The sequence below is a fragment of the Bacillus sp. LR--39 genome (assembly GCF_053613335.1).
The window spans coordinates 1,275,058-1,300,540 of sequence record NZ_JBSIOT010000001.1; the positions used below are offsets into that span (position 1 = coordinate 1,275,058).

The following is a 25,483-nucleotide window of genomic DNA, read 5'->3' on the forward strand; positions in this document are numbered from 1 at the left end:
CCCATTCTATGCGTCCAGATCAGTCTTATTTTCATATTAGCCTTTCTCATGAAAAAAGCGCAAGCAGAAAGTATAAGAACGGCATGACAAACAAAAAGCTGTCAAATCGATCTAAAATGCCGCCGTGCCCGGGAAGGATTTTTCCCGAATCCTTCACATCATAGTGCCGCTTAAGCGCTGATTCAACCAAATCCCCGATCTGTCCGAACACAGACAGAACAAGCGTGATGACCAAAAGAACCGGGTATGAAATCGGAAGGTGCGCAAACAGCTGAAAAACAGCCGTGAAAATAAGGGCGATGACAATACCGCCGAGAAACCCTTCGACTGTTTTGTTGGGACTGATTTCGGGCCACAGCTTCCGCTTCCCGAGCGACTTTCCGACGAAATATGCGCCTGAGTCCGTTGACCATATGACAACGCAGGCATAAAAGATATACAAAAGCCCGTTTGTTTCAATGTTTCTGATTTCAATAAAATAATGAAAACACAGTCCGATATATACCGTCGCGAGAACGATAAACCCGACTTCGTCAAACGTAAAGGTGTTTTTCACGAGCACCGTATAGCTGAGCAGAATCAATACGGCGAAAATCGTTACTTCCATTTTCGCATCGAAAAAATGATACTTGTCCGGCATCATATACAGCCATAACAACAAGAGGCTGATCAGACCCGGAAAAGAAAAAAATCTGAGCTTTTTCATCCGCAAAAGCTCAAAAAGCGCTATACTTCCCATCACGTAAACAAATACGGTGAACGGCAATCCTCCGAAAATAACCAAAAATAAAAATAGTGCCGCTGCCAGAACACCTGTTAACAATCTTTGTTTCATTTCCACCATCCTCTAAATTCCGCCAAACCTCCGGCCCCGCTGCTGAAATTCTCCCACTGCCTGCAGAAAGTGATCTTCTTTAAAATCGGGCCACAGGACATCTGTAAAAACAAATTCACTGTAAGCCACCTGCCAAAGCATAAAGTTGCTCAATCTGATTTCTCCGCTCGTTCTGATGAGCAGCTCCGGGTCCTGGAGTGATTCTGTCATTAAATGCCCGGAAAAGAGCGCTTCATCAATGTCTTCGATATTCAGCGTGCCGCTTTTCACCTGTTCAGCCAGGGCTTTTGCCGCATTGACGATTTCCGTGCGTCCGCCGTAGTTCAAAGCGAAATTGAGAATCAGCCCGTCATTTTGTTCTGTATCTTTTACGGCCTTCTCAATCGCCCTGTACGTATGAGAAGGGAGCGCGGATTCATCTCCGATAATTTTCACCTGTACATTTTCCTCTATTAATTCAGGAAGATACGTATTCAGGAACTCTTCCGGAAGCTTCATCAAAAAGTCGACTTCCATCTTCGGGCGCTTCCAGTTCTCCGTTGAAAACGCATAAAGAGTCAGAACTTTAACGCCGAGCTGACTTGCGAGCTTTGTCACCCTTTTTACCACTTTCATTCCTTCATGATGTCCTGCAATCCGAGGGAGTGAGCGCTTCTTCGCCCAGCGTCCGTTTCCGTCCATAATAATGGCAATGTGTGCGGGAATTTCACCCTTCAGTATGTCTTCTTTTGTATACCGTTCTAAGTTGGAAGCCGCATTCTGCTGATTCTTCCAATTTTTGAGTATGTTGAGCATGAGATTCCTCCGTCACCCAAAAAGGTTGCGTTGCTGATGATCAATGTAATCAACAGTATTAACAAAAAAACCCCCTGTAAACATGAGAGGGTCTTTTCACATTATCTATTGTACATAGTTTTTCATTAAACTTCCATGATTTCTTTTTCTTTGTCCTTTGTGACACTGTCAATTTTTGACACATATTCATCTGTCAGCTTTTGAACGTCTTCACTGGAAGCACGAAGCTCGTCTTCTGTAATGTCTCCGTTTTTCTCAAGTTTTTTGAGGTCATCGTTGCTGTCACGGCGGACATTACGGACTGCTACTTTCGCTTCTTCCGCGTATTTTTTCACGACTTTGACAAGTTCTTTACGTCTTTCTTCCGTCAGAGCCGGGATCGCGATGCGGATAATTGTGCCGTCACTTGTCGGCGTTACGCCAAGATCAGCTTTCAGGATCGCTTTTTCAATATCGCCGATTGCCGTTTTGTCATACGGTGTGACAACAAGCATACGCGCTTCAGGCACATTGATGGAAGACAGCTGGTTTAAAGGTGTTTGGGCACCGTAGTATTCTACTGTCACTTTATCCAATAGAGATGGGTTGGCACGTCCTGCGCGGACTGACGCCAATTCGCGTGAATAAGCGGCAACCGCTTTTTCCATGCGTTCTTTTGTTTGTGTTAATACTTCGTTTGACAACGTTATTTCCCCCTTACGATCGTTCCGATTGATTCGCCGATTACGGCACGCTTAATATTTCCTTCTTCCATAATAGAAAAGACGATCAGCGGAATATCATTATCCATACATAGTGAAGAAGCCGTAGAATCCATGACTTCCAGCCCGTCTTTTAACACATCGAGATAAGATAATTTTTCGTATTTAACGGCTGACTCATCTTTTCTCGGATCAGCATTATACACACCGTCGACATTATTTTTCGCCATTAAGATCACGTCCGCTTCGATTTCAGCGGCACGCAGCGCTGCGGTTGTGTCCGTAGAGAAATAAGGGTTTCCTGTTCCCGCGGCAAAAATAACAACGCGTTTTTTCTCCAGGTGGCGGATGGCTTTTCTTCTGATGTAAGGCTCAGCGACCTGACGCATTTCAATTGATGTCTGCACTCTGGACTGAATTCCGAGCGTTTCCAGGCTGTCCTGCAGGGCAAGTGAGTTCATGACAGTAGCAAGCATGCCCATATAATCGGCCGTCGCACGGTCCATTCCTAAGTCACTGCCCGTTTTTCCGCGCCATAAGTTGCCGCCGCCTACGACTACGGCCACTTCGACGTCAAGCTCAGCGATTTCTTTTACTTGTTTAGCGATGGATTGGATGACAGTCGGATTAATGCCGTTTCCCTGCTCTCCTGCCAATGCTTCTCCGCTAAGCTTTAAAACGATACGATTGTATTTTGGTTTTTCCATAATAACCTCCAAGTGTAAACATTGCCGTTTCCTATTATGCAAGAGAAAAAAAGGTTTGTAAATATAGTTTTAAAAATAGGGAACACAAGTAGTGTCCCCTATACTGCCTGAAAAGCCGCGAAAGATTCGCCAAGGCTTTCCGCCATTATTTTTTCACTTGGTTCATAACTTCTTCAGCAAAGTTTTCTTGGCGTTTTTCAATACCTTCTCCAACTTCGTAGCGGACGTAAGTTTTAACAGATGCGTTTTTCGCAGCCACAACTTGTTTCACTTTTTCGTCTGGGTTTTTAACGAAAGCTTGGTCTAATAAGCAAATTTCTTCGAAGAATTTATTCAGACGGCCTTCAACCATTTTAGCTACGATGTTTTCCGGTTTGCCTTCTTGAAGAGCTTGCTGAGTCAGAATCTGACGCTCATGGTTTGCTTCTTCTTCAGACACTTGGTCGCGGGAAATGTAACGAGGGTTTACCGCTGCAACATGCATCGCGATGTCTTTTGCAAGATCTTCGTCAGTTGTTCCGCTAAGAACGGATAATACGCCGATGCGGCCTCCCATGTGAAGGTAAGCACCGAACGCTTCGCTGTCTTCTTTTGAAATAACAGCAAAACGGCGAAGAGTGATTTTCTCTCCGATTTTAGCAACGTTGCTTGTGATGTATTCTTCAACAGTAGAACCGTTTTCCATCTTTTGACCCATCGCTTCTTCAAGATCAGCAGGAGCGTTTGCAAGAAGGTGGTCAGCAAGCGTGTTCAGAAGCTCTTTGAAGCCTTCGTTTTTCGCAACGAAATCAGTTTCAGAGTTTACTTCTAAGATAACGCCTTTGTTGCCGTCAGTTTTAATAAGAGTAGAACCTTCAGCAGCGATACGGTCAGCTTTTTTAGCCGCTTTCGCAATTCCTTTTTCTCTCAGAAGGTCGATTGCTTTGTCCATATCTCCGTCAGTTTCAGTCAATGCTTTTTTACAGTCCATCATACCAGCGCCTGTTTTTTGACGCAGTTCTTTTACCTGCTGTGCAGTAATAGCCATTTGAATTCCTCCTTATATGTGTAAACAAGATATGTATAGATACATTTTTCTTGAAAAAAGGTGATAAAAGGCAGTCCCTCTTATCACCTTTTGATTAGGTTACGCAGTTGTCGTTTCTGTTTCAGGTGCAGTCTCTTCAGCAGCTTCCGCTTCTTCTTCGCCTTGCTTCGCTTCAAGAATAGCATCTGCCATTTTAGAAGTAAGAAGTTTGACAGCGCGGATTGCGTCATCGTTTGCAGGGATTACGACATCAATTTCATCAGGATCACAGTTTGTATCTACGATTCCGATGATAGGAATGTTCAATTTGTGAGCTTCCGCAACAGCGATGCGCTCTTTGCGAGGATCGATGATGAATAATGCATCAGGAAGATCCTTCATGTCTTTAATTCCGCCGAGGAATTTTTCAAGACGCTCTAATTCTTTTTTCAATTGAACAACTTCTTTTTTCGGAAGTACTTCAAATGTACCGTTTTCTTGCATTTTCTCGATGTCTTTCAGACGCTTAATGCGTTTTTGGATTGTTTCGAAGTTTGTCAGTGTACCGCCCAACCAGCGTTGGTTGACATAGTACATGCCAGAGCGTACAGCTTCTTCTTTAACAGAATCCTGAGCTTGTTTTTTTGTGCCGACGAAAAGGATTTTTCCGCCTTCAGCAGCAAGGTTTTTCGTGAAGTTGTAAGCTTCCTCTACTTTTTTCACTGTTTTTTGAAGGTCAATGATGTAGATTCCGTTACGCTCCGTGAAAATGTAACGCTTCATTTTTGGGTTCCAGCGGCGTGTTTGGTGGCCGAAGTGAACACCAGCTTCAAGCAATTGTTTCATAGAAATAACTGACATGTGATTTCCTCCTAATAAAATGGTTTTTTTCCTCCGCTTAGGTCATTTTTGTGCAGAACTGCCGTTTGCAGCACCCTCTGCATAAATCGTTAAGCGTGTGTATTTAACACCAAGACATAATATAACACAGCTTTATGCGACAATCAAGAATCCTTTACAGCTTTGCCGCGAAATTTTAAAAACAGCTCGATTTCTGTCTTTCCGCTCTGCATCCGTTTGGCGATTTCCGCGGGGGTGAGCCCTTGTTCATATAATTCTGAAACACGTTCTTCAAACGAATGCGCGCCCCTGTTTTCGTCACTTTCAGCCCGTTCCGTTGCACTGATAAGCTTTTCCATGTGGTCCGGAATATCAGGCTCTTCTTTCGGTTCCGGCCGGGGTTCGGCGTCTTCTGCGTCCGGCGCTTGACGGCTTTTTGCGTCTTCGAGTCTTTCATTTTCTTCTTTCAGCTCAAGCAGAAACGCTGCAAGGGTGTTTTCCGTCTCTTCAAGAATCTTCTTCTGCTGGCGCTCCGTCTCCTTGAGGGCTGAAAACCTCGTGTACAGAATAATGACGGCATAAAGCAGTACGCCGTGAAGCACAAAGCTTAAAAGCCATAATAGTGTTGACATGTTTTTCACTCGCTAACCATGAGTTCATTATTGAATTACTTTTTCAAGCAGGTGCTTTAATTTAAACAGCGCCTTTGAATGAATCTGTGAAATCCGCGACGTCGAAAGGTTCAGGACTTGTCCGATTTCGGTCAAAGTCAGTTCTTCTTTATAGAATAAACTGACGACAAGCTGCTCTTTTTCAGAGAGCTCGTGAATTTTGCCCGCAAGCTGAGCGATCAGCTCGTCCTTCATGATTTTTTCTTCCGGCGGCACATTTTTGTCATCTCTGATCATCACTTGAATATTCTCACCGTCATCCTGGTCGTGAAGCTTTTCATCAATGGATAAGAGATTGGCAAAAAACCCTTCATTCATCGTTGATACTACGTCCTGCTCCGTCATCCCCAGCTCTTCTGCGATCTCTGAAGGCGTCACATTCCGAAGGTAGCGCTGTTCAAGTTTTTCGATTGCAGCTTCGACTTTTTTTGTCTTCTCCCGTGAAGTTCTGGGCAGCCAATCTTCTTTACGCAGCCCGTCGATGATTGCACCGCGAATTCTAAACGAGGCATAGGTATCAAATTTTAAATCCCGGCCGGGGTCAAATTTTTCCAGGGCATCATATAAACCAAGCATACCAAGGCTCATTAGATCGTCTTTATGCACCGATTTCGGCAGTCCGACGGAAATTCTGCCGACATGATATGTGACCAGCGGCATGTAACGGCGCATTAAATCATCACCGGCTTTAGGATCTTTCCACTCTTTCCAGCGCGACCAAAGCACCTGATCTTCATAATTCAAGGATTGCATTGTTATCCCCCTACCTCATACCTTTATTAAATCGTTGTTTCACCTTGTTTAACAGTTCGAATGTGCAGCATGCAGGACTTTGGCTCAAATTCAATCGTCCGGCCGCTTGAGCCGCCCGTATCTTCACTGATGACCGGAATGTTATACAATGAAAGCTGCTCTTTGATGGCCGCTACATTCCTCGGACCGATTTTCATCAGGTCGTTCGTCATTTTAAACTTAAACATCTCCGCTCCCCCGGCGAGTTTTGCCTTCAGGGCAAACTTGCGGCAGCCGGCTTTCAAAAGCATATCAATCGTCATCTTAACGGCGGTGTCCGCGTATTTTGCACGGTTGAGCTCCGCTGTTTTTGATAAACCGGAGTCCGGCAGCATGACGTGAACGAGTCCTGCCGTTTGTTTGTCTTTATCGTATAAAACCAGCCCCACGCATGAACCGAGTCCCGAGGTCCGGATTTTATCCGGGTAACGCGCGACTTGAACATCCGCAATCCCCACTTTAACGACTGCGGCTTCCGCACGGCTCATAAAGCCGCACCCAATGAGACGAAGAGCTTTTCAAAAGAATCATAGTCCGGGAGCATAAACATGTGAGCTTTGAGCTCCTGCCGGCTGCCCTGGTCAAAAATAGAAGTATCCACGACAATGGCATGCTCTCCGACTTGGCTGAGCTCCATCAGCCCTTCACTGATAACCGCGCCGAACATATCAAGTGAGATTTCCGGCACGCTCGGGTAAATCTCAAGCTTCGTCAAATCAGCCAATGCCGTTAAATAGGAACCTGCTAAAATATTGCCGAACTCATGTAAAGCAGAAGAACTCAAATGATCTTCGCCCAACTGGTCAATATCAAAATCCGGATTCCCGATCAGCTCTCTGATAAACTGTTCCGCCTGATGGAAAGGCATGATGAGAAAGATAGAGCCGGTCATGTCGCCTTCCATTCTTAAAAAGATACTGGCGACCGGCGTTTCAGCCCCGCCGAAAAAATCAGCGAGCTCATCAAATGTCAATAAAGTCGCAAACGGCACTTCCATGTCTATCTTTCTGTTCAGCAGCTGAGCCATTGCAGAAGCCGAGTGACCCGCCCCGATATTTCCGACTTCCCGCAAAATATCCATCTGCTCTTCTTTGATCGCTTCAAACTTACTCATGTTGTCTTTTCCCCTTTAAGCATTAGGCTCTCCGGACGCAGATGCCGAAGCACCTTTATCCAGCACCGCATGCGCATCGATAATATTGAGGAGCCTGTTATCTTGCTTGACGATCTGTTTAATCCACACATCCGTTTCCTTTGTCTGGCTTTCAGGCGCTGATTCGATTTCATTTTCATGCACGGTGATGACGTCATTGGCCTCATCCACGACCCATCCGACATCAGCGTCACGGTAAGAAATGATGATAATCCGAGTCTCTTCTGTGATGTCCTGTTCAGGCTGATTCAGACGTTTTCTTAAATCAAGAACCGGGGTAATCACTCCGCGCAGATTGATAACGCCGCGGATATAAGATTCCACACCCGGGATCCTCGTCGGTTTTTGCCACTTTTCAATTGATTTCACCTGGGAAACTGAGATAGCGTATTCTTTCCCGTTTATCATAAACACAATCATTTTTTCACCTGTTTTGATTTCAGCAGTCATGCGGGCACCTCCTCGTGTCGTTTTAGTAGATCAGCGCATTGCAATCAATAATCAGCGCCACTTCTCCGTTTCCGAGAATCGTAGCGCCGGAAATCGCAAAAACGTTCGTTAAATAGTCGCCGAGTGATTTCAGTACGACTTCCTGCTGTCCGATAAAAGAGTCCACGACAAAAGCAGTGGATTTATCGCCCTTTTTCACAACGATTACATGGAACTGATCGGCATCCTGTTTTGAATCCGTAATGCCGAATTCTTTTTTCAGATAGACGATCGGAACGATTTGGCCTCTGAAATCAATCACTTCTCTGTCATGCGTCTGCAGGATATCTTTCTTATCAATAACAGCCGTCTCTATAATAGAAGAAATCGGTATCGCAAACGTCTCTTCTTCCAGTTTAATGAGAAGAACGGATATAATTGAAAGTGTCAGCGGAAGCTGGATACTGAAAAGAGAACCTTGGCCTTCCGCGGATTTGACACTGACAGAGCCGCCGAGTGATTCGAGTTTATTTTTTACGACATCCAGGCCGACGCCCCGCCCTGAAATGTCAGAAATTTGATCGGCAGTCGAGAAGCCCGGAGCAAAAATAAGCTCGTAAATCTCATTATCTTCAAGCGTTTCAGCATCGCGTTCGGTGATTACACTCCGCTCGAGCGCTTTTTCAAGAATTTTCTTTCTGTTCAGGCCGGCCCCGTCATCTTCAACCTCGATAAAGACGTGGTTGCCGCTGTGATATGCCTTAAGCACGACATGGCCAGATTCCGGTTTTCCTTTATTCACCCGCACTTCAGGCGATTCAATGCCGTGATCGATGCTGTTTCTGATTAAATGGACAAGCGGATCGCCGATTTCATCAATCACCGTACGGTCCAGCTCCGTTTCAGCTCCGATGATGGACAATTCGATCTTCTTGTTTAATTCCTTTTGAAGCTGGCGGATCATTCTCGGGAAACGGTTAAAGACAGTTTCTACCGGCACCATCCTCATATTAAGAATAATAGACTGAAGGTCGCCCGAGATTCTGGTCAGGCGTTCAACGGTTTCAGTCAGCTCATTGTGGTCAAGCTCCTTGGCGATCTGCTCAAGACGTCCGCGGTCGATGACAAGTTCTTCAAAAAGGTTCATTGAAGAATCCAGTCTTTCAATGTTGACGCGAATCGTTTTCGAGCCGCTGTGATGCTTCGGCTGTTCTTCCGTTTTCGCTTGCGGCTTAGGCTGTTTCTCAGCCTTTTTAACCGGAGCTTCCTTCAACGGTTCAGCCGCTTGCGGTTTTTCGGCCGTTTTTAACGGCGCCCCGGCAGAAATTTCGACATTCTCCACTTCTGAAATGCCGCTGATGAGTTCTTTAATTTCTTCAGCAGGCTGCTTTGTCAAGAAACACACCTGAAAATCCGTTCCGAAATCTTCCGTCTCAAGCACTTCCGCGGCGGGTATCGTTTTTGCGACTTCCCCGGCTTCATTCAGCTTTTCAAATATCATGTACACGCGCACGGCTTTGAGCATGCAGCTTTCATTCAGGGAAACCGTTATTTCATAGCGGCTGAATCCTTGCTCTTCCGCCTCTTCAATAACAGTCCGTTCGAACTCATCATAATTCCATTCAGTTGAAGCCTGTTGTTTTGAAGCCGGCGGTTCTGCTGTTTCGGCTGAAGCCGCAGTCTCATGCACCGCATTTACGTCGAGCTTCGCACTCACTTCAGAAATATCACGTTTGCCGTCTCCACCGTCAATAATGGACTGCACCATCTCTTCAAGATGATCAAGCGCTTCAAACAGCACGTCCAGCCAATCCGATGTAACTGGCATTTCTCCATTGCGGATAGCGTCCAGCACATTTTCCATCAGGTGGGTTAAATGCGCCAGATCTGTATATCCCATCGTTGCGCTCATGCCTTTCAGCGTATGGGCAGCTCTGAAGATGTCATGCACAAGCTGAAGGTCTGCCGGATCTTTTTCCAACAGCAGCAGCTTTTCGTTACATGTCTGTAAGTGCTCTTTACTTTCATCAATAAAGACATCTAAATATTGATTCATATCCAATTGATTCACACCCTCTCTTTTTTCACACATCCGGTGATGGATGCCGCGATATCTTCCACATGTTTAATCTCATGAATGAGGCCCGCCTTTATCGCTGACTTCGGCATTCCGAACACAACACAGGATTCGTCCGATTCCGCAATCGTTTTAACGCCGCCTGTTCTGAGCATTTCTTTTAAGCCCTCGGTTCCGTCGCTGCCCATGCCTGTCATAATGACGGCTACCTTTTCGTAATCGGATAAGCGGCTTGCCGACCGAAACAAATAATCGGCTGACGGTTTATGCCGGCTTTCCGTATCATGAACGTCAAGAATGATACGGAGCCTTCCGCCTTCCTCTGCAACCGTCATATTTTTTCCGCCGGGCGCGATGTACACCCATCCGTCTTTCGCTTCTTCACCGTTTTCCGCTTCTTTGACCTGAATATCTGACAAATGGTTGAGTCTGTCTGCAAGTGAAGCGGTGAAGCCTTCAGGCATGTGCTGAACGACAAATACAGGCGCCTTTAAATCCTTCGGCAGTTTCGGAATCACCTTTTGCAGAGCCCGCGGTCCGCCTGTAGAGGTCGCGATGAATACGGCCTGCTTGGCGGATTTTGCTTTCGGTCTTTCAAATCCCGCCAAAGCCGGACGTTCCGGGATAGAAGACTCTTTCACTGCCGCCTCAGGTTTTTGTGCGCGGGACAGCCCGGCTGCAATCACCCTCTCAATCAGTTGCTCTTTAATTTTATAAAGATCAAGTGAAATCGCTCCGGAAGGCTTGGTGATAAAATCAAAAGCGCCCATTTCCAGACAGTTGATCGTTCGGTCCTTCCCTTGCTGTGTCTGGCTCGATACCATGATTACGGGAAGTTTATATATGCTGATGATCTTCCGCAATGTATCCGTTCCGTTCATGACCGGCATTTCAATATCAAGCGTGACAACATCCGGTTTAAGAAGCTCTATTTTCTTCAGCGCCTCTTCCCCGTTTCTGGCTGTCCCGATGACTTCTATCTGCACTTCCGCAGCCAGAAAATCGGTAATCATTTTTCTCATAAAAGCTGAGTCATCAACGACAAGCACACGAATCACTGTAAAGTCCTCCTCAATAAAAAAGAAGATAATCTCTCAATAAATGCCGGTTTCTCTTCTCTTGGTTTGTTTTCTTCCGTTTGAAACAAGACATCCGTCAGAAGACGGACGGACCTGCTGGCTTTTGCTTGAGGACTTTTTATTAAAAAAGGCACCTGGTCAATGACGGCTTGACTTACTAGCGGGTCATCGGGTATGGAGCCGGCGAAACGCACCCCTGCGCCTAAAAACGTGTGAATCGCATGAGAAAGGCGGTTGTACGTGTCCAGCGCCTGTTTTTGGGCGCGGGCGCGATTGACGGCAATGTTTACGGTCAGCCGTTCATCCGCGAGCAAAAGATGTTTGATCGCGCTGTAGGCATCCATAATGGCCGTCGGCTCAGGCGTTGTCACGGCGAGAATGTCTTCCGCCGATAAAATAAACGGCAGCTGTTCTTTTGAAAGTCCCGCTCCCATATCAAACAGAACGTAATCAAAATCGCTTAATACAGCGGAAAGACCATTCATAAAAGCCGTCCACTTCTCTCCGTCTGCTTGATAGATCGCCTCAAGCCCCGTTCCGCCGGATATGTAGCGAAGGCCTTTCGGACCGGAGGAAAGTGATTGAGCCAACGCGTGCCGATTCTCCATCACATCAATAATGGTGCGGGAAGAAGCAGCGCCGATCAGCACATCAATGTTGCCCATTCCGATGTCAAGATCAATGATGAGTGCTTTTTTTCCTTTTTCCTGCAGGGCAACTGCCATGTTTAATGTTAAATTAGATTTTCCGACGCCGCCTTTACCGCTGATGACGGCTAATGTCTTCGCTTTTTTCACATAAAGCTCCGGCTTGATCATTTGCCGCTCTCTCATTTTCTTTCTTAATGACTCTGCCTGATCGGGTTTCATGTCAAAAGCATCCTTACAAACTCTTTTGGTGAAGCCGATAGGATGTCTTCAGGCACATCCTGTCCATTTGTCAAATAGGCGGCGCCGATTCTTGATTCCGACAGCACTTGAAACACGGAGCCGAGTGAGGCGGTTTCATCCGTTTTCGTGAAAATGAATTGATTGACCGGCACACCTGAAAACTGTTTCAGCACCTGTTTCATATCTTCATATTTTGCAGATGCCGATAATACGAGAAAGGATTGTAAGCCTGATTCAAACGGAATCATCTCTTGTAATTCCGTAATATACTGCTCTTCTTTAAAGTTTCTACCGGCTGTATCAATGAAAACATGGTCATATTCAGCGAATTTTTCCAGTGCCTTCAGACATTCTTCCTTTGAATAGCATACTTCAAGAGGAGCCTGAAGCAGCTCCGCATATGTCTTCAGCTGCTCGACCGCGGCAATCCGGTAAGTATCCGTCGTCATAAAGGCAATTTTTTTATGCTCTGTCAGCATTGATGAGGCCGCGAGTTTCGCAAGTGTAGTCGTTTTGCCGGCCCCGGTTGAACCGAAAAGCACGACGTATTTTGATTGAATCCCTTCCTGCCACCTGTCTGCCGAAGGGAGTTTTTTCACTAACAAATCCTGCAGTTTTGAGCTGACATTATCTTCAGTTAAATCTCCGGAAACAATTGAAGAACGGAGCAATTCACTGAGTACGGCGTTTTGCGTATGATCAGGAAGCCCGGCTTGCTTCAATAGTCTCTCGGCTTTTTTTAATGGTTCAGGGAGCACTTCTTTAAAATGCGCCAGTTCGCCGGAAATGCTTTGATCCGGAAGACGCGGCGGCTGAACAGGCTCAGCTTTCTCCGCTGTTTCCGTCTTTTTCATTTCTTCAGCGGCAGCCGGCGGCGTTTTTCTCGCTTCCCTGACGTCACGATCTAAAACCGCTATCACTTCGACGGCCTGCTGCGACCGCAGCCCCAGCCATTTTCGTTTCTTTACTTGTTTGGAATGTAAAATAACGGCATCATTGCCGAGTTCCTTTTTGATTTGCTTCGCGGCATCCTGCATTGAAGCGGCTGTAAATTTCTTTATTTTCATTAAATATCCACCACTCCAATGCTCTGTACTTCAACATTTGCTTCCAGCTCATTATAAGAAAGAACCGGAAGATCAGGGAAATACCGTTCTAACAGCTGTTTTACATACATTCTGACAGCAGGCGAGCAAAGAAGAATCGCCGACTCCTGACGGATGGAAAGCTGCTCGGCTTCTTTAGCGACAGAACGGATGATGCTGTCTGAAACCTCAGGGTCGAGTGACAGGTAATTGCCCTGTTCAGTCTGCTGAACCCCGTCTGCAATCGCTTTTTCCACCCGGCCTGAGCATGTGATGACCTTCAGCGTTTCATGCTCTCTCGCATATTGTGCCGTGATTTGTTTGGCAAGCGACTGTCTCGCGTATTCTGTCAAAAGATCTGAATCTGTCGTTAATCTCCCGTAATCGGCAAGAGTTTCAAAAATGGTCACCAAGTTTCTGATTGAAACTTTTTCTCTCAGCAATTTGGCAAGCACCTTTTGAATATCGCCGACAGAAAGAGGGTTTGGCGTGACTTCCTCAACAAGCACAGGATAATTTTCCTTCAGATGATCGATCAGCTGCTTTGTTTCCTGTCTGCCGACCAGTTCATGGGCATGCTGCTTAATTTTTTCTGTAATATGCGTAGATACGACTGACGCCGGATCAACAACTGTATACCCCAGCATGTCCGCTTCATCTTTTGCAGCTTCGCTGATCCATTTTGCGGGAAGTCCGAACGACGGTTCAATCGTTTCAATTCCTTCAATGACGTCATCTTCAGGCGTCGGTGACATCGCTAAGTAATGATCCAGCAGGAGCTCTCCTTTAGCGACTTCATTGCCTTTAATTTTCAATCTGTATTCATTCGGCTGGAGCGCGATGTTATCCCTGATGCGCACAACCGGAATAACAAGTCCCAATTCAAGCGCAAGCTGACGTCTGATCATGACGATGCGGTCAAGAAGATCACCGCCCTGCCCCGCGTCTGCAAGCGGCACGAGTCCGTATCCGAACTCAAATTCAATCGGATCAATATGTAAAAGCTGCACAACGCTTTCCGGGCTTTTCAGTTCATCCGCCTGAGCCTCTTCTTCAAGAATTTCTTCCTCTTCTTCGCTCGGCTTATCCGTTTTGGACAGCGTATAAGCGCCGAATGCAAGCAGACCGGCGATCGGCCCCGTCAGCAGAATGCCGATCGGTGTAAGAAGACCGAGCAAAAGTACAGTTCCCGCGGCTACATATAAGAGCTTCGGATAAGCAAACAGCTGGCCTGTAATATCATGACCGAGGTTTCCTTCAGATGCCGCTCTCGTCACGACAATCCCTGTAGCCGTTGAAATGAGCAAGGCCGGCATTTGAGAAACGATACCGTCACCGACCGTCAGCATTGTAAAGTGAGAAGCGGCTTCTTGTATGCTCATCCCCTGCTGCAGCATGCCGATTACGATTCCGAAAATAATATTGATCATCACGATGATGATACCCGCGATGGCATCCCCTTTGACGAATTTGCTCGCACCGTCCATGGCGCCGTAAAAATCCGCTTCCCGGCCGACTTTTTCACGTCTGTGCTTTGCATCCTGCTCCGTAATCATGCCGGCATTTAAATCCGCGTCAATACTCATTTGCTTTCCGGGCATCGCATCGAGCGTAAATCTCGCCGCCACTTCCGATACCCGCTCGGCGCCTTTTGTAATGACGATAAACTGAATAATAATCAAGATAATGAAGACAACAAGCCCTACCAGCACATTTCCGCCGACAACGAAATTCCCGAATGTCTCAACAACCTTTCCCCCTTCTCCGTGAGAAAGAATCGAACGTGTCGTCGACACATTGAGCGAAAGCCGAAACAGCGTCAATAACAGCAGCAATGACGGGAATATCGAGAATTGCAGCGGTTCTTGCATATTCATTGTGGTGAGAAGCACGATCAACGCAAGAGAGATATTAATGATGATCAAAATACTTAACAACCATGGAGGGAATGGAATCACCAGCATTGCCACAATGAGGACAACACTTATTAAAACCGATAAATCTCTTGTTGACATGCTGTTTTTCTCTCCTTTTGAATCTGAAATTCACTATACTTTTTGTTTCGTTTTATATACATAAGCCAAAATTTCCGCAATGACTTTAAAAAACTCTTCCGGCACAGCCTGGTCAATGTCAACCTGATCATATAACGCACGCGCGAGCGGTCTGTTTTCAATCGTCATGACATCGTGTTCTTTGGCGATCTGCCTGATTTTTAATGCGAGATGGTCGACCCCTTTGGCAACAATGTAAGGGGCGTCCATTTTCTTTTCATCATATTTTAAAGCTATCGCATAATGGGTCGGGTTGGTAATGATGACATCCGCTTTCGGCACTTCCTGCATCATCCGCCTCATCGCCATTTCCCGCTGCTTCTGCTTAATTTTGGACTTGATAATCGGATCACCCTCCGATTTTTTGTATTCATCTTTTATATCCTGCTTTGACATTCTGATATTTTTCTCATAGTCAAAACGCTGATATAAATAATCAAGCCCGGCCAGCAGCATTAAAGCCCCTGATCCCGCAAGCCCCATCCAAAGCGTGAGCTTGGAAACGAAAGTGAGCACTTCCGCAGGCGTTAAAAGCGGAAGGCGGAGAATATCGCCATAATGAAGCCAGAGCACCATAAAGGCGGCAAAACCGACCACGGTAATCTTCAAAATGGATTTGACCAGTTCAACAATCGCCCTCATGCTGTAAATCCGCTTAAATCCTTTCAGCGGGCTGAGCTTATTCAAGTCAGGCTTGAGCACTTCCGCAGAAAACAGAAAACCCACCTGCATGTAATTGCTCACGACACCTGCCACAAGCGCGACCAGCATAATCGGCGCGAGGATGAGGCTGATATCTTTCACCGTATCCACGAACAGTTCATGCACGGCAGATGCTGACAGATGTAATGATATCGATTTCGTATAAAACGTTTTAATAAAGGACAGCAGCCTGTCCCGCATATAAGGACCGAGCGCGATCAGCGAAAGAAAGATAATCAGTAAAGAAACGGCTGTATTCACATCCGTACTTTTCGCGACCTGTCCTTTCTTTCTTGTATCCTTCCGTTTTTTCGGAGTGGCTTTCTCCGTTTTTTCACCGGCAAAGAATTGCAGATTCAGTCTGAGTCTCATCATGTCACACCGACCAATGCCAATAGATTCCGCATGGTTTCAACGGTAAGGCTGAAGATGTTGCGGACGACGACAAACATCACCGACATACAAACGATCAGCATAATAAAGCTCACGGCTATTTTCAGAGGAAGCCCGACAACGAAAACATTCAGCTGCGGCACCGTTCTCGCCACAATGCCGAGCGCCAAATCAACTAAAAACAGACTGGCCACAACCGGCGCAGACATTTGAAAAGCGATAATAAACATGGCATTGAAGCTTTTTGCGATAAAAAGTCCAAAGTGATCATTTCCAAACGACGGAAATGCCTGATCAAGCGGGATATACTGAAAGCTGTAATAAATCCCGTCCAATAAAAGATAATGGGCGTTTACGCTGAGCATAAATAACAGCGCCAGCGTATAAACGAATTGTCCGATCAGCGGGCTTTGCGTTCCTGATTGCGGATCAATGACATTGGCGATGGAAAAGCCCATCTGAAAATCAATAAAGGAACCCGCTATCTGAATGGCTGTCATCATCATGAAAGCAATCAGCCCGAGGCTCAAGCCCACAACGGCCTCTTTTATGACAAGCAGCATATACTGTTCCCCTACTTCTATTTCCGGCGCATGTTTCAGCGTGCTGAAGCAGATCACCGAAAGAAAAAAAGCAAAGCCGATTCTGTGAACCGCCGGCAGATTCCGATGTCCGAACACCGGCACCGTTACAAAAAAAGCAGAGATTCTGATAAAGACCAATAAAAAAGCGGGAAATAAATCAATGATGGAATTCATTTGATTCTACCCTGCAAATCGGTTCAGATGAGAGAACAGATCAGTTGTGAACGAAAGAATCGTCGACAGCATCCAAGGACCGAAAAAGATCAGTCCAAGCATCACCGCCACGATTTTCGGAATGAACGCAAGCGTCTGTTCCTGGATTTGAGTTGTCGCTTGAAAGATACTGACGAGCAAACCGACGATCAGCGCGATCGCAAGCAGCGGCCCGCTGATCATTAGTGTTACATATACGGCTTTTTCCGCCATGGAAATTACAAATTCTGAACTCACAATTAGCACCTACCCTAAAAGCTGTCAAGCAAAGATTTCACGATTAAATACCATCCATCGACCAAAACGAAAAGCAATATTTTAAAGGGCAGAGAGATCATAACCGGCGGTAGCATCATCATTCCCATTGACATTAAGACGCTCGCCACGACCATATCGATAATTAAAAACGGAATAAAAATCATAAAGCCCATTTGAAAAGCGGTTTTGAGTTCTGATATCGCATAAGCGGGCACCATCGTCGTCAAAGGAATATCCTGAATCGATTCAGGTTTTTTCATTTTGGCATAGTTCATAAACAGCGCCAGATCCTTCTGCCTTGTATGCTTGCTCATATACTCTTTAATCGGCTTCTCGGCTTTTGTATATGCTTCATCGAGACTGATTTTGTTGTCCATCAGCGGCGTTAAGGCTTCCTTATTAATCTCTGAAAAAGTCGGCGCCATAATAAAAAACGTCAAGAACAGCGCAAGGCCGATTAAAACCTGGTTGGGAGGCATGTTCTGCGTCGCCAGTGAGGTTCTTACAAAAGACAGAACGATGACGATTCTCGTAAAGCAGGTCATCAAAATCAGAATCCCCGGCGCCACTGAAAAGACAGTCAATAGCAGCAGTAATTTAACAGTGGAGCTGACTTCGGTCGGACTGTTTGAATTAAAAAGATTAATAAATTCATTCATGATGATAAGGGCCTTTCTTCTTTCCTTCAGAACGGCTTTGTTTCAGCTCGTTCAGCTGTTCTTTCAGCGCTTTCGAAAACGACGGAAGCATCGTTTGCGGCTTTTTTTCTCCATCCTTACGCGGATTTACGAGCTTGGTCCATTCCACTTTTGAAGACATCGACTCTTCGTATTGGCTCAGAATCGCCTCGCGCTCTTTTTCATCTTCAATTTCTTTTAAAAGCTGTATCGTTTCGCCCACACCGACTACGAGAACGCTGTTTCCCACTTTAATCAGCTGCACGGAACGGTTTTGGCCGACTGACGTTCCGCCGATATTTTCTACATATTGAAACGGCTTCAGCAGACGGTTTCTTCTATTCATCAGTTTGACAAATCCATAGATCAGCAGAATAACGAATAATAACGCCCCAATCATCTTTACAAAATCAAAAGCGGAGACAGAAGATGCAGAAGCATCCCCTATCTCTTGATCAGCCGTTTGTTTCGATGTATCGCTTTTTTTCTCTGTTTTGTTTGTTGATTGTTTGTCAAACCATTCGTTGACGGTGGAATTGTCAGACTCCGCCGCAAAAGCAGGGAACGGATGTACATTGAGTAAAACGAAACAACAAATCAAAGCTAGTAAACCATGACTCTTTTTCAACAGTCGTACACCCTTTAGCTTAATGTTTTATTAATAGCTTCAAGCACGCGGTCCGCTTGGAACGGTTTCACGATAAAGTCTTTTGCGCCGGCTTGAATCGCGTCAATAACCATTGACTGCTGACCCATAGCCGAACACATGATGATTTTCGCCTGCGGATCGATTTGTTTAATTTCCTTTAAAGCTGTAATCCCATCCATTTCAGGCATTGTAATATCCATTGTCACTAGGTCGGGGGAATGCTCTTTGAATTTTTCGACTGCCTGCGCTCCGTCTGAAGCTTCAGCTACAACGTCAAAACCGTTCTTCACTAAAATATCTTTGATCATCATTCTCATAAATGCTGCATCGTCTACAATTAAAATTCTGTGTGCCATAATCTGTTTCTCTCCTCTATGTTCGCTTATTTTAAATTGTTAAGGCGGTCTGCCTGACTTAAAATATCAGTGACTCTCACGCCGAAGTTTTCTTCTATGACAACGACCTCGCCCTTTGCCACGATCCGCTGGTTGACCAGGATGTCAACAGGTTCACCAGCCAGCTTGTCAAGCTCAATAATGCTTCCCGCAGAAAGTTCAAGGATTTCTTTGACACTTCTCTTCGTTCTGCCGAGCTCAACCGTAACGGAAAGCGGAATATCCATCAGCATATCAAGGTTATTCCTTGATCCTTGCGCCGCTTCGTTATGATCAAACGCCTGGAATTCTACCGGAGCGACTTGAACAGGAGCAGCTTTTTTTGCGGTTCCCTGTCTCTTCGGAAGCTCGGGTTTTGCCTGCGGCTCCGGCTGCATGGCAGGCTCCGGCTGCATGGCAGGCTCCGGCTGCGGCGTTTCGTATGTTTGCTGAGGTTCTGATACGGTTTCTGCGGCCTCTGACTCATGCTGGTCTGCAGTCATCAGGTCTGCGATCAGATCTTTCGCAAACGTAATCGGATAAAGCTGCATGATGCTCGAATCGATTAATTCGCCGACTTTCAGACGGAATGACACTTTTACGAGCAGGTCATCCTCAGGTATTCTGTCGGTCCCTTTTTCTTCCGTCACATCCAGAAGTTCAACCCTTGGCGGAGAAATGTCAATCTTTTTACTGAACACGGTCGACATTGACGTAGCAGCCGAGCCCATCATTTGATTCATTGCTTCCTGCACGGCGCTCAGGTGGATTTCACCGAGTGACGGATCGGCGCCCCGGCCGTCACCGCCGATCATCAAATCCGCGATGATGGCCGCGTCGCTTTGTTCGACGACGAGCAAATTGCTGCCGTCAAAGCCTTCTGTGTAGTTCACTTCAATGGCAACATACGGATGAGGAAATTCATCACTGATTTTGCTTTTTGAAATGACGGTCACACTCGGGGTCGTAATGTCCACTTTTTGATTTAAAAGAGTGGACAGCGCCGTAGCCGAGCTGCCGAACGAAATATTCCCGATTTCTCCGATCGCATCGCGCTCAAGTTCAGACAAGTTCGCCCCTTGAGGCTGTTCTGTATCCTCTGATTGACTGTTTGTGCCGTTAAGAAGAGCATCGATTTCATCTTGAGATAATCTATTGTTCATCTTGTTCACCTCTTATGTCGTGATCTAAAATTTGCACTGCCTGTCTTCGATTCACCCGGCCGGCCTGCCCTAAAAACTTCGGTTTGTTTCCGACCAATACAGTAAGAGGATCAGTCACTGATTTGTCCAGAGTTATACAGTCCCCGACTTCCAAACTTAAAAATTCTTCTATTGTCAGTTCAGAAGCGCCCAAGAGAGCCACAACGGGAATTTGAGCCGTCATGATGCGCTTTTCAAGCAACTTCGTTTCTTCGGGCTTCGCTTCATTCCGGTCTGATTGCATCCAATAATGTACGGAAAGCTTAGGGATAATCGGCTCAAGTACGACATGGGGAATACAAAGATTAATGACACCGCTGATTTCACCTATCTGCGTATTGAGAGAAATAACAACGACTGTTTCATTTGGGGAAACCATCTGTACAAACTGAGGATTCACTTCAAATTCAGTCATTTCAGGGTCAATATCAGCAATCGATTGCCAAGCTTCTTTGTAGTTGCCCAGTGCATTTTCAAATAAGTTAGAAATAATATTCGTTTCAATTTCCGTAAGGCTGTCAGCTTTGTTATGAGTGATGCCGATGCCTCCCATGACGCGGTCAAGCATTGCGTATGCGATGGTGGGATTAACCTCCATCATGATTCTGCCTTCCATCGGATGAACATCGAATAAATTTAAAATCGTCATGTTCGGTATGGAACGGATAAATTCTTCATACGGCACCTGGTCAACTGAGCTGACGGATATATGAATATACGTTCTGAGCTTGGCGGAAAAGTGTGTTGTGAGAAGCCTCGCAAAGTTATCATGTATCCGGGTTAAACTGCGTATTTGATCTTTCGAGAATCTGAGAGCCCGTTTAAAATCATATACCTTTACTTTTTTCTCTTTAACTTCTTTTTTCAGCTCTTCCGCATCCGCCTCACCCGTGGAAATGGCGGAAAGCAGTGCGTCTATTTCATTTTGGGAGAGAACTTCTCCTGACATTTTCTTCACCTCCGTATTCTGTCAAATTTGTTTTTATTGCAGATTAAAGGAGGTAATGTACACTTTCTGAACTTTTCCTTCTTGGAGATAGCTGTTTACTTTCTCTTTTAATGATTGTTTAAACGCTTCTCTTCCTTTATCTCCCTCAATCTCTCCGGCGCTTGTGTCGGCTAAAATGGAAATGATGTTGTCTTTCACCTGAAAATCGCGTTTTTCAAGTTCTTCCTTCGCTTTAGCCGAGTCGGTTTCAAGCTTGATGCCGATACGGATGATGCTGTCAGACTTTAAGTTTGTCGTAATATCGTCGACAGACACAGTGGCTGCAACGACTTCGTCAATTGTCGGCTTTTTGCCTTTGCCGGAATTTCCGCTGACGACAAAATATGCTGCCGTTCCGAGGCCGGCGATGACAATTAAAATAATCAGCAAAATGATGACTAATTTTTTCTTCATTCTTCTTCCTCTATTCCCTGATCCAGTGAAAATATTTGTATGCTATGGTAAAACGATATGACTTTTTTGAGAACTGCTTCTTCCGGTTCTTTCACTACGAATTTTTTGCCGTTGGACAGTGTAATCGTCGTGTCGGGGAAGCACTCAATCTGTTCGATAAACAGCGCGTTCAGCGTAAAAGGCTGGCCGTTTAAACGGGTGACTTGAATCATGCAATCCGGAGAAGCGGCCTAACCGCCTCTCCTCCCTCCTTACCGTTTCAGATTAACCAGCTCCTGAAGGATTTCATCTGAAGTCGTAATGATTTTTGAGTTTGATTGGAAACCGCGCTGAGCAACGATCATTTCGGTAAATTCATCTGTCAGATCTACGTTTGACATTTCAAGATAGCCTGCCAAAAGCTTACCCGTTCCGTTTTCGCCCGGAGTGGTGACTGCGCTCGCAGCTCCTGAACTTAATGATTCTCTGTAAAGGTTGCCTCCGATTTTTTCCAGACCGGCGCTGTTAGGGAACGTGACCAGACCGATTTGTCCGGCATCATGAACCTCATCCCCTGCATCAGTGTATGTAACGGTTCCGTCTGCACCGATGCTGTAATCTTTCGCATCAGTCGGAATATTGATTTTGCCGCCGCCGATTTTTTCAAGATAGTACCCGTCAGTCGTAACAAGGTTCCCTTGATTGTCCTTTCCGAAATTCCCCGCACGTGTGTAAACAATTCCCGCGCCTGTATTAATCTGAAAGTAGCCGTCTCCGTCAATGGCTAGGTCGGTTTTATTCTGTGTAGCCTGCGGGGCGCCGGTTGAATGAACAACATCAATGGAAGAAGTCGCGGCACCTAAGCCGATTTGTTTTGAATTGGTCACGTTTGAACCGCCGGCGACTGTCTGGCTGATCATATCTTTAAATGTAACGCGGCTTTTCTTAAATCCCACTGTGTTGACGTTGGCGATGTTATTGCCGATTACATCTAGTTTTGTCTGAAAGTTTTTCATGCCGCTGATACCGGAATATAATGAACGTAACATGTTAAATTCCCCCTGGGTTTCTTTTTATTTAGATGTTTCGCTGACGGCCGTCACATTCCACGGACTGACCTCTTTGCCATTTTCAAGCACGAGCACGTAATTGCCGTTTGAATGCTTGACTGAATTGACCGGGCTTGTCTGGTCCTTCCCGTCGCTGTCGCTGAATGTGACATTTTTACCGATCCAGTTCACATACATCGTAAACGGATCTTGATTTTCTACAAATTTAGTCATCGTCGTATTCATATTCATCATTTGCTCCAATGAAGAAAATGTCGCCATCTGGCTTATGAATTCTTTGTCATCAACCGGATTGAGCGGGTCCTGGTTTTGAACCTGTGTCATTAAGATCTTCAGAAATTCGTCTTTCCCTAAATTCGTGCTGCTGTTTACTGCGGAGGTGCTCTTCGCGCTTGAAGTGGTTGAAGCGCCCGCCGCGGCATAATCCGAGTTTACTGATGTCAACTATTCTTCCTCCATTTCATTGAGAGAAAGCTCCTCCAGCATATCTCCGAAATCGCCTGACTGCTGCTGGTTCTTCTGCTCTCTCTGTCCCTGATGCTGCTGTTTATTGTGATCGGCCGTCTGCCCGTAAACAGGCTGCTGATCCCCGCTTTGAAGCGGGACTGTAAAACGGTCGACTTGGACCGACATATTCGGAAGCGACTGTTTCAGCTGAGGAAGATGCTGTTCCAGCAGCTCTTTCGCGGACTGGCTGGATGCGATTATTTTGCTTTGAAACATCCCGTTTTCGTTTGTCACCTTAATTGTGACAAATCCGAGGTTCTCGGGATTAAGACGAATCGTAAAGCTTCCGGTTGTTTTCCCGAAAGGCGTGTATTTCATCTGTTTCCAGCCGCTGATGACCTGATCCGTTAACGGTTTATTTTCTGCCGGCTGCTGTTCAGCTCCTGCGGACGTTTGCTGAATGCCGGCAAGGCTTCTCGCTCCCGAAAACAGTATATGTGCAGACAATTTGCTGTCAGGCGCCTTTGCGTGAGAAACCGTGCCGCCGTTTTGCTGTTCTGTTTTCCCGGCTGACTCTTGGGATGATTCAGATGATTGAGATAACACAAAAGCTTTCAGCTCAGTTTCAGCCATATCCCATTCCTTTGTTCCCTTTTGAGAAAGGCCCGCAAGCTGCTCCGCGACGCTTTGAAAGCTCTTCAGCTCAGCGGCTGTCATGGAGTAAAGTTTAGATGCAGATTCGTTTTTCGGAAAAAATGTCTGCCGCAGGTCTTGAATCACGCGGTCCGGAACGCCTTGTTTTTTCAATGCCTCTAATAAACGGGCGCCTTCCTGGTAAACCGCCTTTGCCTTCGCGCTGTCAGGCAGTTCCTGCTGAGATGTGAAGAGCTGAGATACGGCTTCTTGAATGAAAAGCAGCCCCTTCTCAAGCGCATCCTTGACGGAATCCCCGTCTTTTGCGGAAGAATCCGGCTCATCCGTTTCAGGCTTCGCCCCATGCTGTTTTCCCGCTAACATGTCTTCAACAGATTCGGCAAGCTGTTTCAATAAAGGAAGAGCCGTTTCAGCCGTCTGCTTTCCTTCAAGAGCTTTTACCGCCTCAAGCAGCTGTTTTAGCTGCAATTCTTTTTCTTCCGGGCCGGCTTTCAGCCAATCACCGATTTTCGATAGGGCATCATTCAGCTCTGCGTCACTTGTTTTTGTTTCATCTCCGGGCTGCCGGGGAGAAGTGATTTCCGACAGGAGCCAGTTCTGAAATAGACCTAAGCTGTTCACATTCATCTTCACATTGCTGTTTTGCGCAGTCTGCGTACGATTACCCGTTAATTCAAGCAGCTTCAACTTACATCACTCCTTATTTCCGTCAGCGGATAGTTTTTCTGTATATTTAGCCGCTTGTTCAGGAGTCATTTTCGTCAAGATTTCAGCAAGCTGCTTTTTACTTAATCCGTTTAAAATATCGAGGGCTTCTTTTTCTTTCAGCTTTACGATAATGCTTGCCGCTTTACCGCTGTCCATACTTTTATAGATGTTGATCATTTTATCTTTTCCGGCTGAATCCGAAGCGTCTTTTTTCGTTTCATCCGTCTTCGTTTTCTGCTGCTGTTCAGCTTCCTGTTTCAGTGAACGGATTTTCTGATTCAGATTATCGATTTCGGACTTGCTTGTGTCTAAATCTTTATTCAAAATGTTAATTTCACTTTTTTGTTCCTTTATGGTCTTTTCAAGAGAAGCCGTTCTGTCTTCTTTCTGCTTTTCCGCCGCGCTTTTCATTTCTTTCGTTTCGGGAACCAATTCTTTTAAAACAGGCGTTTTAGCGGCTGTTTCCTGAATCGGCTTCATCACATCAACGCCGGCAGCCCAAAGGATGATGCTTGCGACGATGATCAGAAAAATCAGCGGGATCATGATAAAAAGCAGGATTGAACCGAACTTTCCAGATCTCTTTTCTTTATCGGCCATTTCATTCGCTCCTAATGCCCCTGAATCATAAACTGCTTGATTGAAATGTCGTCCATTTCCCTCATCTCTGCAGCTTTGTCTTCAAGTGCGAACATATTAAATTGTTTTTCCCGCATTTTTTCAAATTTCTTTACTTCAATGTTTTTTTCGGTGAGCTGTTCCTGCTTCTCATTCATTTCATTTCGTTTCATGATGACAAGCTTTTGATAATGATAGATGGTGTTCTCAAGATTGGAAACGAAGTGCTGATAATGTCTCATTTCCTGAACGCTCATCCCGCATTTCAGCTTTGATTCTTTGTCTTTTTCGAGCAATTCTTTTTTGCTCATATTTTCATATAGTTTTTCAGCCACTGTCTCAAATTCAGAAACCGATTGTCTGTATTCAGTCAATGTTTGGTCTTTTTCATTTTCTTTTAATTCCAGCAGCTTTTGAAATCTGAATTGGTATGCCACGA

The 25,483-nt window shown here is 45.6% G+C and carries 31 protein-coding genes; all 31 read right to left on the reverse strand.

What is annotated here, in order from left to right:
- Positions 1–46: 46 nt before the first annotated feature.
- On the reverse strand, positions 47–844 hold the full coding sequence (locus ACWHAR_RS06035; protein WP_007409796.1) for a phosphatidate cytidylyltransferase: 798 nt from the start codon (positions 842–844) through the stop codon (positions 47–49).
- Positions 845–847: 3 nt separating this feature from the next.
- Entirely contained in the window at positions 848–1,630 is a 783-nt protein-coding gene (locus tag ACWHAR_RS06040) for an isoprenyl transferase (protein ID WP_007409795.1), read from the reverse strand.
- 125 nt (positions 1,631–1,755) lie between these two features.
- Positions 1,756–2,313 carry a ribosome recycling factor gene (gene frr / locus ACWHAR_RS06045; protein WP_003154212.1) on the reverse strand — a complete coding sequence of 186 codons (558 nt, stop codon included), beginning with the start codon at positions 2,311–2,313 and terminating at the stop codon, positions 1,756–1,758.
- A 2-nt stretch (positions 2,314–2,315) separates the two neighbouring features.
- Complete coding sequence (pyrH, locus tag ACWHAR_RS06050; RefSeq protein WP_003154213.1) at positions 2,316–3,038, reverse strand: UMP kinase; 723 nt, start codon at positions 3,036–3,038, stop codon at positions 2,316–2,318.
- A 145-nt stretch (positions 3,039–3,183) separates the two neighbouring features.
- On the reverse strand, positions 3,184–4,065 hold the full coding sequence (gene tsf / locus ACWHAR_RS06055; protein ID WP_007611455.1) for a translation elongation factor Ts: 882 nt from the start codon (positions 4,063–4,065) through the stop codon (positions 3,184–3,186).
- A 99-nt stretch (positions 4,066–4,164) separates the two neighbouring features.
- Positions 4,165–4,905: a 30S ribosomal protein S2 gene (gene rpsB, locus ACWHAR_RS06060; protein ID WP_007611453.1), complete on the reverse strand. Its 741-nt coding sequence runs from the start codon at positions 4,903–4,905 to the stop codon at positions 4,165–4,167.
- A 143-nt stretch (positions 4,906–5,048) separates the two neighbouring features.
- Positions 5,049–5,516 carry a DUF6115 domain-containing protein gene (locus tag ACWHAR_RS06065; RefSeq protein ID WP_007611451.1) on the reverse strand — a complete coding sequence of 156 codons (468 nt, stop codon included), beginning with the start codon at positions 5,514–5,516 and terminating at the stop codon, positions 5,049–5,051.
- Between the two features lie 27 nt (positions 5,517–5,543).
- On the reverse strand, positions 5,544–6,308 hold the full coding sequence (gene sigD / locus ACWHAR_RS06070; protein WP_003154217.1) for an RNA polymerase sigma-28 factor SigD: 765 nt from the start codon (positions 6,306–6,308) through the stop codon (positions 5,544–5,546).
- A gap of 26 nt (positions 6,309–6,334) precedes the next feature.
- A complete protein-coding gene (cheD, locus tag ACWHAR_RS06075) occupies positions 6,335–6,835 on the reverse strand; it encodes a chemoreceptor glutamine deamidase CheD (protein WP_003154219.1) in 501 nt (166 codons plus the stop codon).
- The gene (gene cheC / locus ACWHAR_RS06080) at positions 6,832–7,461 is read right to left on the reverse strand and encodes a CheY-P phosphatase CheC (RefSeq protein ID WP_003154222.1); all 630 of its coding nucleotides are present in this window, start codon (positions 7,459–7,461) and stop codon (positions 6,832–6,834) included. Before cheC ends, cheD begins: the two co-directional genes overlap by 4 nt.
- A gap of 15 nt (positions 7,462–7,476) precedes the next feature.
- Positions 7,477–7,950 carry a chemotaxis protein CheW gene (gene cheW / locus ACWHAR_RS06085; protein ID WP_032874920.1) on the reverse strand — a complete coding sequence of 158 codons (474 nt, stop codon included), beginning with the start codon at positions 7,948–7,950 and terminating at the stop codon, positions 7,477–7,479.
- A gap of 22 nt (positions 7,951–7,972) precedes the next feature.
- Positions 7,973–9,991 carry a chemotaxis protein CheA gene (cheA, locus tag ACWHAR_RS06090; RefSeq protein ID WP_032874918.1) on the reverse strand — a complete coding sequence of 673 codons (2,019 nt, stop codon included), beginning with the start codon at positions 9,989–9,991 and terminating at the stop codon, positions 7,973–7,975.
- Positions 9,992–9,996: 5 nt separating this feature from the next.
- Positions 9,997–11,064, reverse strand: coding sequence for a protein-glutamate methylesterase/protein-glutamine glutaminase (locus ACWHAR_RS06095; protein WP_032874916.1), 1,068 nt, complete (start codon positions 11,062–11,064; stop codon positions 9,997–9,999).
- On the reverse strand, positions 11,061–11,954 hold the full coding sequence (locus ACWHAR_RS06100) for a MinD/ParA family protein (RefSeq protein ID WP_032874914.1): 894 nt from the start codon (positions 11,952–11,954) through the stop codon (positions 11,061–11,063). The genes ACWHAR_RS06095 and ACWHAR_RS06100 overlap by 4 nt, the downstream gene beginning before the upstream one ends.
- Positions 11,951–13,042 carry a flagellar biosynthesis protein FlhF gene (gene flhF / locus ACWHAR_RS06105; RefSeq protein WP_032874912.1) on the reverse strand — a complete coding sequence of 364 codons (1,092 nt, stop codon included), beginning with the start codon at positions 13,040–13,042 and terminating at the stop codon, positions 11,951–11,953. The genes ACWHAR_RS06100 and flhF overlap by 4 nt, the downstream gene beginning before the upstream one ends.
- Positions 13,042–15,075, reverse strand: coding sequence for a flagellar biosynthesis protein FlhA (gene flhA / locus ACWHAR_RS06110; protein WP_032874903.1), 2,034 nt, complete (start codon positions 15,073–15,075; stop codon positions 13,042–13,044). Before flhA ends, flhF begins: the two co-directional genes overlap by 1 nt.
- 33 nt (positions 15,076–15,108) lie before the next feature.
- Positions 15,109–16,188 (reverse strand): flagellar biosynthesis protein FlhB, encoded by a 1,080-nt coding sequence (flhB, locus tag ACWHAR_RS06115; protein ID WP_007409787.1) that lies wholly within the window; start codon positions 16,186–16,188, stop codon positions 15,109–15,111.
- Positions 16,188–16,967, reverse strand: a complete 780-nt coding sequence (gene fliR / locus ACWHAR_RS06120; RefSeq protein WP_032874901.1) for a flagellar biosynthetic protein FliR — start codon at positions 16,965–16,967, stop codon at positions 16,188–16,190. The genes flhB and fliR overlap by 1 nt, the downstream gene beginning before the upstream one ends.
- A 6-nt stretch (positions 16,968–16,973) precedes the next feature.
- Complete coding sequence (fliQ, locus tag ACWHAR_RS06125) at positions 16,974–17,243, reverse strand: flagellar biosynthesis protein FliQ (RefSeq protein ID WP_003154234.1); 270 nt, start codon at positions 17,241–17,243, stop codon at positions 16,974–16,976.
- A 14-nt stretch (positions 17,244–17,257) separates the two neighbouring features.
- Positions 17,258–17,923, reverse strand: a complete 666-nt coding sequence (gene fliP, locus ACWHAR_RS06130) for a flagellar type III secretion system pore protein FliP (RefSeq protein ID WP_012117556.1) — start codon at positions 17,921–17,923, stop codon at positions 17,258–17,260.
- Positions 17,916–18,569 (reverse strand): flagella biosynthesis regulatory protein FliZ, encoded by a 654-nt coding sequence (gene fliZ / locus ACWHAR_RS06135; protein ID WP_003154237.1) that lies wholly within the window; start codon positions 18,567–18,569, stop codon positions 17,916–17,918. The genes fliP and fliZ overlap by 8 nt, the downstream gene beginning before the upstream one ends.
- Before the next feature lie 14 nt (positions 18,570–18,583).
- Positions 18,584–18,946 carry a chemotaxis protein CheY gene (gene cheY / locus ACWHAR_RS06140; RefSeq protein WP_003154238.1) on the reverse strand — a complete coding sequence of 121 codons (363 nt, stop codon included), beginning with the start codon at positions 18,944–18,946 and terminating at the stop codon, positions 18,584–18,586.
- A gap of 26 nt (positions 18,947–18,972) precedes the next feature.
- Complete coding sequence (fliY, locus tag ACWHAR_RS06145) at positions 18,973–20,127, reverse strand: flagellar motor switch phosphatase FliY (RefSeq protein ID WP_032874899.1); 1,155 nt, start codon at positions 20,125–20,127, stop codon at positions 18,973–18,975.
- Positions 20,117–21,115 (reverse strand): flagellar motor switch protein FliM, encoded by a 999-nt coding sequence (fliM, locus tag ACWHAR_RS06150; RefSeq protein ID WP_003154240.1) that lies wholly within the window; start codon positions 21,113–21,115, stop codon positions 20,117–20,119. The genes fliY and fliM overlap by 11 nt, the downstream gene beginning before the upstream one ends.
- 33 nt (positions 21,116–21,148) lie before the next feature.
- A complete protein-coding gene (fliL, locus tag ACWHAR_RS06155) occupies positions 21,149–21,568 on the reverse strand; it encodes a flagellar basal body-associated protein FliL (RefSeq protein WP_032874897.1) in 420 nt (139 codons plus the stop codon).
- Complete coding sequence (locus ACWHAR_RS06160; protein ID WP_003154243.1) at positions 21,565–21,780, reverse strand: flagellar FlbD family protein; 216 nt, start codon at positions 21,778–21,780, stop codon at positions 21,565–21,567. The genes fliL and ACWHAR_RS06160 overlap by 4 nt, the downstream gene beginning before the upstream one ends.
- A gap of 39 nt (positions 21,781–21,819) precedes the next feature.
- Entirely contained in the window at positions 21,820–22,596 is a 777-nt protein-coding gene (gene flgG / locus ACWHAR_RS06165) for a flagellar basal body rod protein FlgG (RefSeq protein ID WP_007409783.1), read from the reverse strand.
- Between the two features lie 24 nt (positions 22,597–22,620).
- A complete protein-coding gene (flgD, locus tag ACWHAR_RS06170) occupies positions 22,621–23,061 on the reverse strand; it encodes a flagellar hook assembly protein FlgD (protein WP_007409782.1) in 441 nt (146 codons plus the stop codon).
- Complete coding sequence (locus ACWHAR_RS06175; RefSeq protein WP_032874895.1) at positions 23,062–24,405, reverse strand: flagellar hook-length control protein FliK; 1,344 nt, start codon at positions 24,403–24,405, stop codon at positions 23,062–23,064.
- A 6-nt stretch (positions 24,406–24,411) separates the two neighbouring features.
- Complete coding sequence (locus ACWHAR_RS06180; RefSeq protein ID WP_015388236.1) at positions 24,412–25,026, reverse strand: MotE family protein; 615 nt, start codon at positions 25,024–25,026, stop codon at positions 24,412–24,414.
- 11 nt (positions 25,027–25,037) lie between these two features.
- The gene (gene fliJ, locus ACWHAR_RS06185) at positions 25,038–25,481 is read right to left on the reverse strand and encodes a flagellar export protein FliJ (protein WP_032874893.1); all 444 of its coding nucleotides are present in this window, start codon (positions 25,479–25,481) and stop codon (positions 25,038–25,040) included.
- Positions 25,482–25,483 lie beyond the last annotated feature (2 nt).

Excerpts from the sequence above, each read along its gene's own strand:
- ACWHAR_RS06035 (WP_007409796.1), bottom strand. The coding sequence starts at position 844 with ATGGTGGAAATGAAACAAAGATTGTTAACAGGTGTTCTGGCAGCGGCA.
- ACWHAR_RS06040 (WP_007409795.1), bottom strand. The coding sequence starts at position 1,630 with ATGCTCAACATACTCAAAAATTGGAAGAATCAGCAGAATGCGGCTTCC.
- pyrH (WP_003154213.1), bottom strand. The coding sequence starts at position 3,038 with ATGGAAAAACCAAAATACAATCGTATCGTTTTAAAGCTTAGCGGAGAA.
- tsf (WP_007611455.1), bottom strand. The coding sequence starts at position 4,065 with ATGGCTATTACTGCACAGCAGGTAAAAGAACTGCGTCAAAAAACAGGC.
- rpsB (WP_007611453.1), bottom strand. The coding sequence starts at position 4,905 with ATGTCAGTTATTTCTATGAAACAATTGCTTGAAGCTGGTGTTCACTTC.
- ACWHAR_RS06065 (WP_007611451.1), bottom strand. The coding sequence starts at position 5,516 with ATGTCAACACTATTATGGCTTTTAAGCTTTGTGCTTCACGGCGTACTG.
- sigD (WP_003154217.1), bottom strand. The coding sequence starts at position 6,308 with ATGCAATCCTTGAATTATGAAGATCAGGTGCTTTGGTCGCGCTGGAAA.
- cheD (WP_003154219.1), bottom strand. The coding sequence starts at position 6,835 with ATGAGCCGTGCGGAAGCCGCAGTCGTTAAAGTGGGGATTGCGGATGTT.
- cheC (WP_003154222.1), bottom strand. The coding sequence starts at position 7,461 with ATGAGTAAGTTTGAAGCGATCAAAGAAGAGCAGATGGATATTTTGCGG.
- cheW (WP_032874920.1), bottom strand. The coding sequence starts at position 7,950 with ATGACTGCTGAAATCAAAACAGGTGAAAAAATGATTGTGTTTATGATA.
- ACWHAR_RS06100 (WP_032874914.1), bottom strand. The coding sequence starts at position 11,954 with ATGAAACCCGATCAGGCAGAGTCATTAAGAAAGAAAATGAGAGAGCGG.
- flhF (WP_032874912.1), bottom strand. The coding sequence starts at position 13,042 with ATGAAAATAAAGAAATTTACAGCCGCTTCAATGCAGGATGCCGCGAAG.
- flhA (WP_032874903.1), bottom strand. The coding sequence starts at position 15,075 with ATGTCAACAAGAGATTTATCGGTTTTAATAAGTGTTGTCCTCATTGTG.
- flhB (WP_007409787.1), bottom strand. The coding sequence starts at position 16,188 with ATGAGACTCAGACTGAATCTGCAATTCTTTGCCGGTGAAAAAACGGAG.
- fliR (WP_032874901.1), bottom strand. The coding sequence starts at position 16,967 with ATGAATTCCATCATTGATTTATTTCCCGCTTTTTTATTGGTCTTTATC.
- fliP (WP_012117556.1), bottom strand. The coding sequence starts at position 17,923 with ATGAATGAATTTATTAATCTTTTTAATTCAAACAGTCCGACCGAAGTC.
- cheY (WP_003154238.1), bottom strand. The coding sequence starts at position 18,946 with ATGGCACACAGAATTTTAATTGTAGACGATGCAGCATTTATGAGAATG.
- fliY (WP_032874899.1), bottom strand. The coding sequence starts at position 20,127 with ATGAACAATAGATTATCTCAAGATGAAATCGATGCTCTTCTTAACGGC.
- fliM (WP_003154240.1), bottom strand. The coding sequence starts at position 21,115 with ATGTCAGGAGAAGTTCTCTCCCAAAATGAAATAGACGCACTGCTTTCC.
- fliL (WP_032874897.1), bottom strand. The coding sequence starts at position 21,568 with ATGAAGAAAAAATTAGTCATCATTTTGCTGATTATTTTAATTGTCATC.
- ACWHAR_RS06160 (WP_003154243.1), bottom strand. The coding sequence starts at position 21,780 with ATGATTCAAGTCACCCGTTTAAACGGCCAGCCTTTTACGCTGAACGCG.
- flgG (WP_007409783.1), bottom strand. The coding sequence starts at position 22,596 with ATGTTACGTTCATTATATTCCGGTATCAGCGGCATGAAAAACTTTCAG.
- ACWHAR_RS06180 (WP_015388236.1), bottom strand. The coding sequence starts at position 25,026 with ATGGCCGATAAAGAAAAGAGATCTGGAAAGTTCGGTTCAATCCTGCTT.